At 71.6% G+C, this 13,783-nt stretch carries 12 protein-coding genes; 6 read left to right on the forward strand and 6 right to left on the reverse strand.

Translation table 11 applies throughout. From position 1 onward, the window contains the following. Positions 1 to 101: 101 nt before the first annotated feature. The 5 genes from ACWGDB_RS24780 to ACWGDB_RS24800 form a co-directional block, all read right to left on the reverse strand. Positions 102 to 1,547: an FG-GAP repeat domain-containing protein gene (locus ACWGDB_RS24780; RefSeq protein ID WP_453824392.1), complete on the reverse strand. Its 1,446-nt coding sequence runs from the start codon at positions 1,545 to 1,547 to the stop codon at positions 102 to 104. An 89-nt stretch (positions 1,548 to 1,636) separates the two neighbouring features. After that, positions 1,637 to 3,070 (reverse strand): FG-GAP-like repeat-containing protein, encoded by a 1,434-nt coding sequence (locus ACWGDB_RS24785; protein ID WP_453824393.1) that lies wholly within the window; start codon positions 3,068 to 3,070, stop codon positions 1,637 to 1,639. Positions 3,071 to 3,090: 20 nt separating this feature from the next. Further along, a complete protein-coding gene (locus tag ACWGDB_RS24790; RefSeq protein ID WP_453824394.1) occupies positions 3,091 to 4,521 on the reverse strand; it encodes a hypothetical protein in 1,431 nt (476 codons plus the stop codon). A 35-nt stretch (positions 4,522 to 4,556) separates the two neighbouring features. Then, complete coding sequence (locus ACWGDB_RS24795; protein WP_453824395.1) at positions 4,557 to 5,969, reverse strand: FG-GAP-like repeat-containing protein; 1,413 nt, start codon at positions 5,967 to 5,969, stop codon at positions 4,557 to 4,559. Positions 5,970 to 6,089: 120 nt separating this feature from the next. Next, complete coding sequence (locus ACWGDB_RS24800) at positions 6,090 to 7,577, reverse strand: FG-GAP and VCBS repeat-containing protein (protein ID WP_453824396.1); 1,488 nt, start codon at positions 7,575 to 7,577, stop codon at positions 6,090 to 6,092. Positions 7,578 to 7,930: 353 nt separating this feature from the next. On the opposite strand from ACWGDB_RS24800, the gene ACWGDB_RS24805 reads away from it, so the two are divergent. The 4 genes from ACWGDB_RS24805 to ACWGDB_RS24820 are packed head-to-tail and all read left to right on the forward strand — an operon-like array spanning position 7,931 to position 10,922. Then, positions 7,931 to 8,236 (forward strand): hypothetical protein, encoded by a 306-nt coding sequence (locus ACWGDB_RS24805; protein WP_453824397.1) that lies wholly within the window; start codon positions 7,931 to 7,933, stop codon positions 8,234 to 8,236. A gap of 9 nt (positions 8,237 to 8,245) precedes the next feature. Further along, a complete protein-coding gene (locus ACWGDB_RS24810) occupies positions 8,246 to 9,553 on the forward strand; it encodes a hypothetical protein (protein WP_453824398.1) in 1,308 nt (435 codons plus the stop codon). Beyond that, on the forward strand, positions 9,550 to 10,284 hold the full coding sequence (locus ACWGDB_RS24815; protein WP_453824399.1) for a hypothetical protein: 735 nt from the start codon (positions 9,550 to 9,552) through the stop codon (positions 10,282 to 10,284). The genes ACWGDB_RS24810 and ACWGDB_RS24815 overlap by 4 nt, the downstream gene beginning before the upstream one ends. A gap of 5 nt (positions 10,285 to 10,289) precedes the next feature. Then, entirely contained in the window at positions 10,290 to 10,922 is a 633-nt protein-coding gene (locus tag ACWGDB_RS24820) for a hypothetical protein (RefSeq protein WP_453824400.1), read from the forward strand. A gap of 13 nt (positions 10,923 to 10,935) precedes the next feature. Here ACWGDB_RS24820 and ACWGDB_RS24825 read toward each other — a convergent pair whose 3' ends face one another. Continuing rightward, on the reverse strand, positions 10,936 to 12,213 hold the full coding sequence (locus ACWGDB_RS24825) for an FG-GAP repeat domain-containing protein (RefSeq protein WP_453824401.1): 1,278 nt from the start codon (positions 12,211 to 12,213) through the stop codon (positions 10,936 to 10,938). Between the two features lie 244 nt (positions 12,214 to 12,457). Between ACWGDB_RS24825 and ACWGDB_RS24830 the strand changes: the two genes are divergently transcribed. Continuing rightward, the gene (locus ACWGDB_RS24830) at positions 12,458 to 13,144 is read left to right on the forward strand and encodes a DUF5701 family protein (RefSeq protein ID WP_453824402.1); all 687 of its coding nucleotides are present in this window, start codon (positions 12,458 to 12,460) and stop codon (positions 13,142 to 13,144) included. Between the two features lie 57 nt (positions 13,145 to 13,201). Continuing rightward, on the forward strand, positions 13,202 to 13,687 hold the full coding sequence (locus ACWGDB_RS24835; protein ID WP_453824403.1) for a MarR family winged helix-turn-helix transcriptional regulator: 486 nt from the start codon (positions 13,202 to 13,204) through the stop codon (positions 13,685 to 13,687). The last annotated feature ends 96 nt before the right edge of the window (positions 13,688 to 13,783 follow it).

The raw sequence follows: 13,783 nt of genomic DNA on the forward strand, positions 1-13,783 counted from the left end.
CGAACGTACCTGGTCCGGGAGAATCGCGTGCCGGGCCCTGCGGTCAGGGCCCGGCTTTGCTGCCGAGCTGTGACATCCCCTAGGGGGAGCCACTAGGTCCCCTAGCGCAGCATCACCTGCCCGAGCCTCAGGTAGCCGGACGGCAGGCCCAGCGAACCCGGGCCGAAGCTGATCGCCTTGCCGGTGGTCACGCCCGAGGCCGCGCCGCGCAGGTTGTGGAGGGAGCCGGCGGGGTGGTTCTCGCCGTCGGCGGCGACGGACAGGTCGGCCTTGCCGTCGCCGGTGAGGTCGGAGAGGCGCACGGACGCGCCGAAGCGGTCGGCGGTCTCGGCGGTGCCGGGGACGCCGGCGGTGTTCTGGGTGAAGGACTGGGCGCCGGTCGCGGTCAGGCCGGAGGCCGAGCCGCGCAGCACGGTCACGCTGCCGGCGATCCTGGCGGTGCCGATGGTCTCGTGAATCGTGCCGACGGCCACCTCCGCCTTGCCGTCGCCGGTGACGTCGGCCACGGAGAGGGCGTTGCCGAACCAGTCGCCTTCCTCGTCGGAGCCGGGGACGCCGGGGGTGTCCTGGGTGATGGTGGTCTGCGGCTGGGTGCGGACGCCGGTCGCGCTGCCGAGGTAGGCGCTGACGGAGCCGCCGAGGCTCGTGCGGCCCTCGTCGCCGTACGTCGCCGTGACCACGTCCGCGTAGCCGTCGCCGTTGAGGTCGCCGACGGCCGCCAGCTCGTACGCGCCGTTCCTCAGGAACGTCTGGCGGGTGAGGCCGGATGAGGAGCCCAGGTAGACGAAGGCGCCTTCGTCGTACGTCTCCGTCTGGGTGCCGCTGACGACCAGGTCGGCGGTGCCGTCGCCGTTCAGGTCGCCGGCGGCCAGGCTCTGGGCGCCGTGGATGCTGTAGCCGCTGTTGTACAGGTCGGTGGCGATCTTGTGGCGGGACGCGGCGCCGGTGGTCTTGGTGAAGCCGCCCCTGTGGATCCAGATGTCGCTGCCGGTGCTGCCGACGGCGAGGTCGGCCTTGCCGTCGCCGCTGAAGTCGCCGACGGCGAGGGACATGCCGTACTCGTTGTGGTCGGCCGGGGCGGGGTCGGGCACGACCTGGCCGCCGGAAAGGCCGCTCCTGGCGCCCCAGACGATCACGACGGCCCCGGACTCGGCGTTCTCGCCCGTGCTGCCGATCACCAGGTCGGCGTATCCGTCCCGGTTCAGGTCGCCGGAGGCGAGGGCCTGGCCGAACTCGTCGTCCGTCTCGGCGGTGCCGGGGACGCCGGCCGTGTTCTGGGTGATGATCGTGCGGCGGGAGGCGCTGATGCCGTTCGCGGAGCCGTAGTTCACGACGACGGCGCCCGCGCCGGTCCTGCCGCCGACCGGGGTGTACGGCGCGGCGGTGGCGAGGTCGCGGTAGCCGTCGCCGTTGAAGTCGTCGGCGTACTTGGCGGGGGCTGCCGCCGCCGGGGCGGCGGTGAGCAGCGGGGCGGCCGTCAGCGCGGCGGCGACGGTGGCCGTGGCGAGGACCAGGGCGGGGAGTCGGCTGCGGTGGTGCCGGAGCATGTGGGGTCCTCCTGCGGTGGGGTGGGTGGTGAGAGGGGAGGGCCGCCCGCGCGGCGACGCGGACGTGCGGGCGGACCGTCAACGGGCGGTCAGCCCGCCAGTACGTCTCCGAAGTACGCGTCGCCCGTCGGGCCGCCCACCGTCGAGGCGCCGAAGGACTTGGAGCCGGTGGCGGTGATGCCGGACGTGCCGGACTTGAAGAGCCAGACGGAGCCGTCGCCGGTGTTCTCGTGCGCGGCGCTCGCGACGAGCTCCGCGCGGCCGTTGCCGTCGACGTCCGTGAGGTGGACCGCGCCGCCGAAGTTGTCCAGGCGCTCGGCCGTGCCGGGGACGCTCGCGGAGTCCTGGCTGAAGACCTTGGCGCCGCTGCCCGTCAGGCCGGACGCCGAGCCGCGCAGGACCGCGAACGAGCCCGCCTGGTACACCGAGCCGACGGCCTCGTTCTCGATGCCGACCGCGATGTCGGTGTATCCGTCGCCGTTGGTGTCGCCCGCCGCGAGGCTCCAGCCGAAGGCGTCGCCCTTTTCGGCGGCGCCGGGTACGCCCGCGGTGTCCTGGGTGATACGGACCGGGGTGCGGGAGCTGATGCCGGTGGCCGCGCCGTACGTGACGGTGAGCGCGCCGCCGGGGCCGCCGTTCGGCTCGGTGGCCGACTTCTCCATGAAGTTGCCGGTGACGATGTCGCCGTAGCCGTCCTTGTCGACGTCGGCGATGACCGCGTCGTAGCCGCCCGCGACCTTGTTGCCGGCGGTCAGGGCGGAGGCCGTGCCCTTGTAGAGGACGCTGCGGGTGCGGTAGCCGCCGGTGAACTCCTCCTGGCCCATGACCAGCAGGTCCGTCCTGCCGTCGGCCGTGACGTCGCCCGCGACGAGCTTGTCGGCGTTGATGCCGGTCTGCTCGTACGTGTCGATGCCGACGAGCTCCGTGGCCTTTCCGGTACGGGTGAACGGGCCCTTGAAGACGTTCAGTTCGGGGAAGGCGATGTTCGAGGCGGCCAGGTCGGTGTCGCCGTCGCCGTCGAAGTCGCCGGTGGCGACGGACCAGCCGAGCTCGTTGCGGTTCTCGGGGAGCGGCGAGGAGATGTCGGTGCCGGACTTGATCCCGCTCGCGCCGCCCCACAGCACCGTGAGCACGCCGGAGTCGTCGGTCGAGCCGATGCGCTCGCCGTGCACGCCGACGACGATGTCCGTGTAGCCGTCGCCGTCCAGGTCGCCGGTGGTGAGGCGGTCGCCGAAGTAGTCGCCCGACTCCGGGACGCCCGGGATACCGGCGGTGTCCTGGCTGATGACCTGCCGCTTGGCGGTGTCCAGGCCGCTCGCGCTGCCGTAGACCACGGCGACATAGCCCGCGCCGGTCTTCCCGGCGACCTTGGCGATCGGCGCGGCGATCGCGACGTCGCGGTAGCCGTCGCCGTTGAAGTCGCCGGACAGGTCCGAGGGGGCGGCGGAGGCGCTGGTGGCGGGCAGGGCGGTCAGCAGGCCCGTGGTGAGCGTCGCCGCGAGCAGAAGAGTGCGCTTGCGCATGGTGAAGTCCTTTTCAGGGCTCAGGAGTTGAGGGCCGTGCCGTAGCCGGGGCTGCCCGCCGTGGACACGCCCGTCGTGCCCGGGCCGAAGCTCGTCGCCCCGCCGGTCGTCACGCCGGTCGTCGCCCCGCGCAGGGACCAGACGGCGCCGTCACCGTTCTCGCCGGTCGCGGCGACGGTGAGCTCGGCGCGCCGGTCGCCGGAGTGGTCGGCGAGCAGGACGCGGGCGCCGAAACGGTCGTTCGACTCGGACGTGCCGGGTACGCCCGCGGTGTTCTGCGTGAGGGACTGCGCGCCGGTCGTCCGGAGGCCGGAGGCCGAGCCGTACAGGACCGTCACCGAGCCCGCCCCGGAGTTCTCGCCGGACGCGCCGACGGCCAGGTCGGCGTAGCCGTCGCCGTTGATGTCGCCGAGGGAGACGTGGCTGCCGAAGCGGTCACCGGACTCGGAGGCGCCGGGAACGCCGGCGGTGTCCTGGGTGAGGACGAGCGGGGCGCGGGAGGTGTCCGTGCCACCCGAGCCGCCGTAGACCACCGTGACCTTGCCGCCCTTGGCACCGGCCGGGTCGGCGGAGGTCTCGCGCTCGTTGCCGATGGCGATGTCCGCGTACCCGTCCTTGTCGATGTCGCCGATCGCGGAGACGTAGCCGGACGGCAACTCCTGCATCCAGTCGGTGAAGTTGCCGATGGACGGATCGGTCACCAGGTGGGTGATCGCGTCGTCGGTACCCGTCCGGCGGCCGTGGACGACCACGTTGGTGTGCCAGGAGGCGGTGACGGGTCCGACGGCCAGGGACGTGATGCCGTACGAGGACGCGTACGGGTGGGGGAAGCCGGAGCCGGAACCGCCCTGGAAGGAACTGGTCCGGGTGAAGGGGCCGTTGACGAAGGCGAGGGTGAACAGGCCGTTCGCGCCGACCAGGATGTCCAGGTCGCCGTCGTCGTCGACGTCTCCCACCCCCACCGACTGCCCGTAGCGGTCCACGTCCCGGTCGTTGGAGTTGGGCACCGTACGCGCCCCCGACAGGCCCGACTTGGCGCCCCAGATGACGACGACCGTGCCGTCGTTGGTGTCGCCGTAGACGTCCTCGCCGGGCGTGCCGATCAGGAGGTCCGCGTACCCGTCGGTGTTGAGGTCGGCGGAGGCGACGGCGGACCCGAAGGCGTCGTCGGCCTCCGCGGCGCCGGGCACACCGGCGGTGTTCTGGGTGATCAGGGTGCGCGTCGAGGTCTTCAGCCCGGTGGAGCTGCCGTAGACCACGGAGACGGCGCCCGCCTTGGCCTTGCCGCCCACCGTGGCGCCCGGCGCGCCGATCGCGAGGTCGGCGAGGCCGTCCCCGTTGAAGTCGTACGGCTGGGCGGCCGGGGCGGCGTGGGCCGCCGGGGCGGAGAGGGTGAGCGCGAGCGGGGCCAGGGCCGCCGCGAGGAGGGCGCAGGCGATGCGGTTGCGCATGGGGCGGCTTGCCTCGCAGGGGAGTTGACGGGTGGTCACTGGGAGATCACCGAGCCGAGGTGGTTGCCGGCCTTGAGGGAGATGCCGGCGACGGTCAGGCCCTTGGCGCCCGAGGTGGTCAGGCCGGTGGACGTGCCGCGCAGGGTCCAGACGCCGCCGGTGCCGTTCTCGCTGTCCACGCCGATCGTGAGGTCGGCCTTGCCGTCCTTGGTCACGTCGGTCAGGTCGACGGCGGAGCCGAAGCGGTCCCAGGTCTCGGCGTCGCCGGGGACGCCGGCCGTGTTCTGGGTGTAGGACTTCGCGCCCTTGGTGGTCAGACCGGAGGCCGAGCCGAACAGGACGGTCACCGAGCCGGCTTCCTTCGCCGAGCCGATGTCCTCGCCCCAGGCGCCGGCCACGACGTCCGCGAACCCGTCGCCGTTGATGTCGCCGGTACTCAGGGCCGAACCGAAGGAGTCGTCCGTCTCGCCGGAGCCGGGCACGCCGGGGGAGTCCTGGTGGACGACGGTCGGCGTCTGCGCGGGGTCGGGGCCGTTCGGGCCGCCGTACCAGACGGTGATCTGGCCGCCCTTGTGGCCGCCGGGCTTGTCGGCGTTGGGGTCCGAGGAGTCGCCGAGGACGAGGTCGCCGTAGCCGTCACCGTCGATGTCGGCGACGGAGCCCGCGAAGCCGTCGGCGTTCACCAGCTCGGAGAGCTTGTACCCGGTGGCGGTGTGGCGGTAGTAGAGGATCTCGCCGCCGGAGTCGCCGTCCACGCTGAACGGGTAGACGCGCTCGGCCGCGCCGTCGCCGCTCAGGTCCCCGGCGATCACGTCGAGCGTCGTGCCGAGCTCGCCGACGCGGTAGTGGCTCAGCGGACCGCCGGTGCGGGTGAACGGGCCCAGGTAGAGACGGGTGTGGTTCTGGCCGGTGAGCGTCACGTCCGTGTCGCCGTCACCGTCGAAGTCCCCGGTGGCGGCGCCACGGGAGAAGCCGCCCCACTCGGCGATCGTGGACGGCTGCGGCAGCCCCTTGCCGCCGGACAGGCCGGACTTGGAGCCCCACAGCACGGTGCCGGAGCCGACGCCGTCCCGGTCGCCGATGCTCTCGCCTGAGGAGCCGACGACGAGGTCGGAGTAGCCGTCGCGGTCCAGGTCGCCGGAGGCGAGGGAGGACCCGAACAGGTCGCTCGACTCGGCGGTGCCGGGCACGCCGGGGGAGTTCTGGGTGATGACGGCCTTCTTCGTCGCGGAGATGCCCGACGACGAGCCGTGCAGCACGACGACGGCGCCGGCGCAGGACGCGGAGCCGACATGGGTGCACGCGGCGCTGACGGCCACGTCGCGGTAGCCGTCGCCGTTGAAGTCCCCGGCCAGGCCCGACGGGGCGGCGGAGGCGCCGGCGGCGGGCAGCGCGGTGAGCAGGCCCGTGGTGAGGGTGGCGGCGAGGAGAAGGGGGCGCTTGCGCAAGTGGGTGCTCCTGGGAAGAGGGCCGGGCCCGCGGGGGACGGGCCCGGCCGTTCAGGGCGTACGACGGCCGGGTGCCGCCGTACGGCGATGCAGGCCGGACAACCGCACGGCCTGCCGGACTCAGTCCGCGAAGACCGCGCCGAACTGCGGGGTGCCGGTCGTCGAGAGGCCCGAGCTGCTCGGGGCGACGGAGCGCGAGCCGGACGTGGTGATCTTCGTGCCGTTGGAGGGCAGGTAGGTCAGGCCGCCGTTGCCCGCGTTCTCGTACGAGCCGAGGACGAGGTCGGCCCTGCCGTCGCCGGTGACGTCGTCCAGCTTGACGTCCGCGCCGAACAGGTCGTTCTTCTCGTCGTTGCCGGGGACGCCCGCGGTGCTCTGGGCGAGGCCCTGGACGCCGGAGACGGTGTCGATGCCGCTCGCGGAGCCGTACAGGACGGTGACCTGGCCGGTGTTGGCGACGCCGGCGATGTCCTCGTTCGGCGAGGCGACGACCAGGTCCTGGTATCCGTCACCGTTGACGTCACCGAGGTCCAGGTCCCAGCCGAAGCCGTCGCCCTTCTCCGAACTGCCGGGCACGTTGCCGGAGTTCTGGGTGATGCCGGAGGTGGCGGCGGGCCCGGAGGCGGCGCCGTAGGTGATGTTCACCTTGCCGCCGTTGGAGGCGTCCGGGACGGGGGTGCCGTCGGTGGTGGTGCTGTCCCAGCCGGCGCCGCTGACGATGTCGCCGTAGCCGTCGCCGTTGATGTCGCCGATGGCGGTGATGATGCCGGGCTTGAGGACCTCGGCGGAGGCGACGCTCAGGCCGCTCGCGGTGCCGGGCACGAAGTAGTTCTGGTTCCACCCGTAGTCGCTCTGGGTTTCGTACCCGTCGACGATCAGGTCCGTGCGCCGGTCGCCGTTGACGTCTCCGGCGGTGAGGCTCAGCGGGCCGTAGGGGAAGTCGTTGGTGCCGGTGTGGATGGGCGGCTTGATGGTGTAGCGCCCGCCGGGGGTGCCGGTGGCGTTGAAGCCGCCCTTGAAGACGTGGATGGTGCTGGACGAGTTGCCGACGGCCAGGTCCGCCTTGCCGTCACCGTCGAAGTCGCCGGCGGCCAGGTCCTTGCCCCAGAAGTCGTGCGAGGAGGGGGCCGGGTCCGTGACGGTGACGCCCTTGCCGGTGAGGCCGCTCGCGGAGCCCCACAGGACGGCGACGCCGCCGCCGTTGGTGTCGGTGCCGACCTTCTCCCACGGGGAGGAGACGGCGAGGTCGTCGTATCCGTCGCCGTTGAAGTCGGCGTACGCGGACTCGGCGCCGAAGCCGTCGCCCGCCTCGGCGGTGCCGGGGGATCCGGCGGTGTTCTGGCTGATGGTGGTGCGCTTCGCGGACGATACGCCGGTGGTGGTGCCGTAGAGCACGACGACCTGCCCGGCGCCCGCGCGGCCGCTGACGTAGGAGCCGTGCGCGGAGGCCACGACGTCGCCTCGGCCGTCACCGTTGAAGTCGGCGGCCGGCACGTGCATGGAGTCGGCGGCGGTCGCCGGCGTGGCCGTCGCGAGCGTGAGCAGTCCGCCCGTCACCGCGGCCGCGGTGGCTGTCGCGAGGGCGAGTCTCAGGTGGTGCTTGTGCATGCGGGTTCTCCTGCTGCATGCGGGGATGCCTGGCGGGCATCCGCAGTCAATGGGGTGCGACCGCTCGTGTTCTCCGGGAGTTGGCCTCGGGTTCACGGGGGTGGTCGGCGATCAGGAGACTCACGGTGGGGTGTGAGGGTTGTACGTGAGTTCGAGAAACTTCTGGGGTCCTAGATGCGGCACCGGCACCCGCGATCTCGGCCATCACCTGTGCGTTCACCGAGGTGGGGCGTTTCGTGTGGATTCCGTGACCCGTTGAGGTCTCGTCACGCGTCCATGGCATCATCGGGCCCATTCGGCCACCGGCTGTTGTTTGCCGATGCGACCGCGAAGCGCGAACGGGGAGAGACTGCGTGGGGGACCACTTCAAGACCGATATCGATCAGCTTGCCGCGTTCACCAAGGACCTCAACGGCGCCAACGAGTCCCTTGAGCAGGTGCGAACCGCGCTGCAGCACGTGCGGTCCGACCAGATCGGGACGGCGGAGCTGGACGAGGCGTGCGACACGTTCCAGGAGCGCTGGAAGTACGGCAACGAGCAGATCCGCGAGCGCATCGGCAAACTCACCGAGGGGCTCCAGAAGAACACGGACAACTATCGCGAAGTGGAGACCTCCCTGGAGGAGAGCTTCAGGCGGGCCGCGGCCGCGGGGAAGTGACTGATCGCAATGGCACAGAATCCCTACGTCCACCTCGGCTGGAACCCCGTCCCCGGTCAGCCCGGCGAGGTCGAGAAGCTCCGCACCCAGCTCGTGAACTCGGCGAGCGCGCTGCAGACGGCGTACCAGAAGATCGACAAGCTGCTCGGCGAGTCCAGCTTCTGGGAGGGCGACGCGGCCGTCGGCTTCCGTGAGGCCCTCGACGGCGATCTGCCGAAGTACATGAAGGACGCCCACAAGTCGCTGACCCTGGCCGCCGGTCACCTCGGCAGCTGGCACGGCGGGCTGACCGGCCGGCGCGAGCTCGCGCACAAGTACGACGCCGAGGCGGGCGACCACAAGGGCGACCTGAAGACCGCCAACGCCCGGCACGAGACGGCCAAGCAGGACCCCGACCTCAAGCTGGCGGGGCAGACCTTCCAGGACGGCCCCGAGCTGGAGTCCGCGCAGTCCCGCCTCAACGCCGCCCAGACCCGGCTCAACGACGCCGTCACCGCCGTGAACAACGCGCAGGGCGCCCTCGACGACGTACTGCGCAAGGCGCGCGAGCTGGAGGGGACGCACGAGGCGGAGGCGCGGGACCTCGCGAAGAAACTGAAGGACTCCACGAACGATCTGGCGCCCGAGGAGCCGGGGTGGCTGAGCAAGGCGCTGAGCTGGATCGGGGACAACCTCACCAACATTCTGAGTGTGCTGGCGGCTGTTGCGGGGTTGCTGGCGCTGCTGTGCACGGGGCCGTTCGGGGTTGCGATGCTGCTCGTGGCTGCCGGAGCCAGTCTCGCCACCGCGGGGTCCCGGCTCGCCAAGCCCGAGGTGCGCGCCTCCCTCGCGGATGGCTTCACGAAGGGTGAGTTCGATGCCGACTTCTGGGAGAACGCCGTGGGGCTCGCGGGTGACGCGGCGGGCGCGGTGCCGGGACTCGGGGCTGTCACGCGCGGAGCCAATGGCGCCATCAGGTCGGCGATCCACGGGGGCGAAGCCGCGGGTGGAGCGCTGCAGTTCTTCAAACAGTTCGGGGACAACACGTTCACGGCCGCTACTCGGATCTCGACCGCAGGTGCCTTCAACCCCGTCGGGGACTGGGTGGCTCATGCTGCGGGCGGCAGCCAAGCCGTCAGGGCGGGGATGGACTACCTCTCGCCTGTGGCCGGCGTCGCCACATCCGGGTTCGGGCTCGCCGCCGACAATATCGACGCACTGGACGGTGACGCGGGGAAGGACACGACCACCGGGATCGACGGCGCGCGCTGGGGTCTGTTCGACGGCCCCGGTGCCTTGTCCACGGCCCTGGACACCATCAAGGTGGTGGCACGGTGACTGGCGAATCCAACGCGTCGCCACGGCTGCTCATCGACGACTCGGCCCGGGACCCGAGTTCCAAGATCTGGTATGCGCTGCCCGGCGGCTACTTCGACATTCCGCTTGGCGCCCTTGATGCCGAGCCCGGATCGGAGCACGAGGAACGGCTCGAGCACCTCATGGCACTCGTCGTCGACTGTGCTCCCGAGACCGAGCGCGACCGCTATGCCGGCGCGGTGCACGACGTGCGGCACATGGTGCGGTACATGCGAAACGAAGGCATCATCGGCTGCTCGCTCGGTATGCACTACGCCGATGACGGCTCATCCGCGGTCTCGGTCCTCACCGTGGCGTTGAAGGACATCGAATGGGCCCCGCCCAAGCTCACGGCCGTCCGAGCGGTTTCGTTGCGTGAATGCCCGGAAAATGTCGGGCTGTTGACGCTTCCGGGCGGCCGTCCTGGCTCAGTGTCGGACACGATGGTCACCGCGCCCGCTGTTGCCGGAGCCGCCGCGCAGGAGCTCTATCAGTGCAACCTCTACGTGCCGGCTCCGTCGGGTGCGCAGCTCGCTGTCCTGACGCTGAGCACGGTGGCGGTGAACTCCCGAAGGCACTACCGCGACCTGATGGAGAGCATCGCGCACACCGTGGCCTTCCAGGACCCCATGCCTGAGATCGAGCGTGCCGCACGGGGCGATGGGGGCGGCGGCAGGACCATCAAGGACGACATCGCCGGCGACTTCGGGTGATCGACATGAGACTGAGCAAGAACGCCGGGGGCTTCGACGGCCCTGTTGCCTGGGAGACCCCCGGAACCCGAGCTGCATTGTGCCGCTGGGCGGGACGGCTTGTGGGCAAGATGCTGGCTTGGGCGGCCCTGTGGCTGGCCTGGCTCTACGGTGTGGTGATCGCGACCTTCTCGGGAGGTGCGGCAATTGCGGCGGCCCTGCCCCTGGTGGTGATCGCTTACCTCGTCAGTGTCCAGATCTACGGACTCTTCAAGCTCTGGCGCATGTACCGGATCCTCAAGGTCTATCCCTGGCGGCAGCAGTCCGACGGTGTGCACGCTGACCAGCGACGGTCCAGGTGGGCGAGAGCAAAGTTCGTCCTGCCGAATCCGGACCGGCCGGAGAAGACGGAGTCGCCCGAGGAGCATGGAGGACTCTTCCGCATCTGGGACCGCGTCGTCCGCAAGGGGTTCCACGATGCGTTGTGGTACGCCGGAGACCCGCGCTTCGCTTGTGTGGTCGCCAGGCCTGGGCCGAAGACGTTGAGCTACGTGGCCCAGCCCACCGCCTACGACCACCGCACCTCCCCCCGCCGCAAAGGCCTCAGCCCCGAAGCCCGCCGCCGCGCCCGTGCCATCGGCGCCCGGGTGGCCGACTGACGGACCGCGCCCCCTATGACGCCAGGAACTCCGAGCTGGAGAACCTGACCGAAGGCTCCGCAGCCACCAGCCCCTTCGTCGCACCCGGATACACCGCCACCGTGTCCTTCGTCTCGCCGACATACGTCCGCACCACCAGGTCCGCCCGCCCGTCCCCGTCGAAGTCGGCGGCCGTCACGACGCGTGTGGTGCCCCGGGCGGGCGGCTTCACCGTCACCATGCCCGCCGCCGTGAGCCCTGCCGTACGGCCGCGAAGGATCCGCAACTCGGTGCCGCTGGTGAGGAGTTCGCTCAGGCCGTCACCGTCGAAGTCGGCGGCGTCGAGCACCGAGCCGGGGGTGGCGAGGGTGCCGCGGGCGGTGGCCGCCGGGAGGTCGTAGCGCAGGGACGTTCCGTCCATCGTGCCGATCGCCGCGTCGAGGGCGGCCTTGCCCTTGCCGAAGGTGCCGAGCGCCACGTCGATGCCGGAGGGGAGGGTGGCGCCGGTGCGGGTCGGTCCGTTCGGGCCGCCGAGGACGAGGGACGATGTGCCCGCGCCCTCCGTCGTACGGACCACCAGGTCGTCGTATCCGTCGTCGTTCACGTCGGCCGCCGGGCCCGTGGGGGCATTGCCGGGGGCCTCGATGGGGGCGCCCGCCGCGCGCGGGGCGCCCTTGCGGGTGAACGGGCCCCGCAGGAAGCTCAGTTGGCCGCCGGAGGCGTGGACGACGAGGTCCTGCGCGTCGTCGCCGTCGAAGTCGCCGCACACGGGCTGGTCGGGCCAGTCGTTGCCGACGCGCGCACGGGCCGGGATCGCGAGCTTGACCGCCTTGCCGGTGAGGCCCTCCGGGGAGCCGTAGAGGATCTGCAACGGCACCGGGGGCTGCCCCTGGCCGTCGTAGGGCGGGTCGGTGGAGACGACCAGGTCCGTGAAGCCGTCGCCGTCCAGGTCGCAGGTCGCCTCCGCGTCGAAGACGGCCGGGAGTTGGCCCTTGGTCGGGGCCGCCTGACGACGGGGGCTGAGCAACTGCCGCGCACCCGGAGTCAGTCCGTGCGCGCCGCCGTAGACGATGCCGATGCCGGCGTCGTCGGCATGGACCTGCGCCTTGACCAGGTCGTTGAGGACCAGGTCACGGTGGCCGTCGCCGTTGAAGTCGGCCGGCGTCTTGCTGCCCTTGCCGTGCGGGACGGGGAGTTGGGCGGGGGCGTCGGCAATCTGGACGGGCGTGTGACGGGCCGGCTTGGCTTCGTCGTGGGGGGTGGGGCCGCAGGCGGTGAGGGGGAGGGCGAGGGCCAGGAACGTGCCCGTCACGGCCGCTTTACACTTCCCGCTTCTTCGCGCGCGCACCGCTCACCTCGTCAACACCAGGGGCAACAACTGGGTAATGATGCACGCGTTCGAGTTGGGGCGACAGACCTGTGCGCGGACGGGGTGCGGGGGATGTGCGGTCTGGCTGAAAGTGTCCGCAGGGCGCGCAGAGGACTCCGGGGGAACGTTTCCGGTGGGCCGCGGCGTTGACCTCAGGCCTGCTGCGAACCGCGAACCTAGGAGGACCATGCCCGATACCTCGTCCGACGCCACCGTGACCGCCCTCCCGCCGCTCACCGCCCAGGCGGCACGCCTGATCGAGCTCGGGGTGCATGAGCTCGCGGGGATGCCGGCCGACGAGCTGCGCACGTTCGCGGCGAACGCCGGCGGCACCGGCGGCGGAGAGGGCGATGCGCTCCTCGCCGTCCACCCCGACCGCGTCCCCGCGTCCGCCCTGGCCCCGCTGCTCCGCCGTGACGGCAAGCCCGGCTTCGTCGTCGTCGACATGCCGGACGTCGACGACTTCGCCCCCGACTCCGTCGAACTGCCCGACGCGCCGCTCTACGTCGTCACCGGCCTCGACCGCGGCGACCGCATGGCCAACTGGAGCCCGGAGGAGGCGCTGCCCGCCCTGACCGCGGAGGGGCGCAGTCCGCTGCTGCTCCACGAGGGCATCCACTGGGTGCTCCAGCAGCCGCCGATCCTCGAGCGCAACCGCTGCTTCATGACCATCGGTTCCCGGCTGCGCAAGCCGAACGGCACCCTGGACGCCCGTACTCCGGCGATCTGGATCAGCAACGGCACGGGACGCGACGGCCGCGAGCGGCGCAATGCCCCGAAGGTCGGCTGGTGCTGGTGGGGCAACCGCCACACATGGCTGGGATTCGCATCGGCGACGGGCCGTGGCAGCGGGGCTCAGAGGCAGGAGTCGTAGCCGCATTCGTTTCGATTGATACCGTTTCGAGTGAATCGGTCGCTGTAGTGTGGCCTCATGCCCGCCGACGTTCCCGCTGTGCCCGCCGCCTCGCGTGCGACCGACCGCCCCGGTGACGGGTCGCCGTTCGCTCTCGGTCTGTTGCTGCGCCGGGCGCACTGGCGCGCGCAGACGGTGATGACGGAGGCGCTCCGGCCGCTCGGCATCGAGTTGCGGCATTTCGCCGTGCTGATCGTGCTGGTGGACCGCGGGCCCACGGTGCAGCGGGACCTGGCGGCGGCCACCGGGACCGACAAGGCCGGGATCATGCGGGTCGTGGACGACCTGGAGCGCAAGGGGCTGGCCGTACGCAAGGCCGTGCACGGAGACCGGCGGGTGCGGGCGGTGGAGATCACGCCGCAGGGCATGGAGCTCTTCGACGCGGCCCATGTGGCGGCGGAGCCGCGGGCCGAGCGCCTGGTCGCCGGACTGCGGCCGGGCGAGGCCGAGCAGCTGAGGGATCTGCTGACCCGGTTCGCCCATCCGGCGGACGGCGAGGCGTAAGCGTACCGGCGCACCCGTCCGCCGGGCGCACGGGCGGACGGGCGCACCGCAGCGCGCCCGTCCGCCGGTCATTCCCCCAGCACTCACACGGCACGC

The organism is Streptomyces sp. NPDC055013, assembly GCF_053608645.1.

Bases quoted from the DNA above. Each gene is read 5' to 3' on its own strand.
- ACWGDB_RS24830 (WP_453824402.1), top strand. From the start codon at position 12,458: ATGCCCGATACCTCGTCCGACGCCACCGTGACCGCCCTCCCGCCGCTC.
- ACWGDB_RS24835 (WP_453824403.1), top strand. From the start codon at position 13,202: ATGCCCGCCGACGTTCCCGCTGTGCCCGCCGCCTCGCGTGCGACCGAC.
- ACWGDB_RS24785 (WP_453824393.1), bottom strand. From the start codon at position 3,070: ATGCGCAAGCGCACTCTTCTGCTCGCGGCGACGCTCACCACGGGCCTG.
- ACWGDB_RS24790 (WP_453824394.1), bottom strand. From the start codon at position 4,521: ATGCGCAACCGCATCGCCTGCGCCCTCCTCGCGGCGGCCCTGGCCCCG.
- ACWGDB_RS24780 (WP_453824392.1), bottom strand. From the start codon at position 1,547: ATGCTCCGGCACCACCGCAGCCGACTCCCCGCCCTGGTCCTCGCCACG.
- ACWGDB_RS24800 (WP_453824396.1), bottom strand. From the start codon at position 7,577: ATGCACAAGCACCACCTGAGACTCGCCCTCGCGACAGCCACCGCGGCC.
- ACWGDB_RS24810 (WP_453824398.1), top strand. From the start codon at position 8,246: ATGGCACAGAATCCCTACGTCCACCTCGGCTGGAACCCCGTCCCCGGT.
- ACWGDB_RS24820 (WP_453824400.1), top strand. From the start codon at position 10,290: ATGAGACTGAGCAAGAACGCCGGGGGCTTCGACGGCCCTGTTGCCTGG.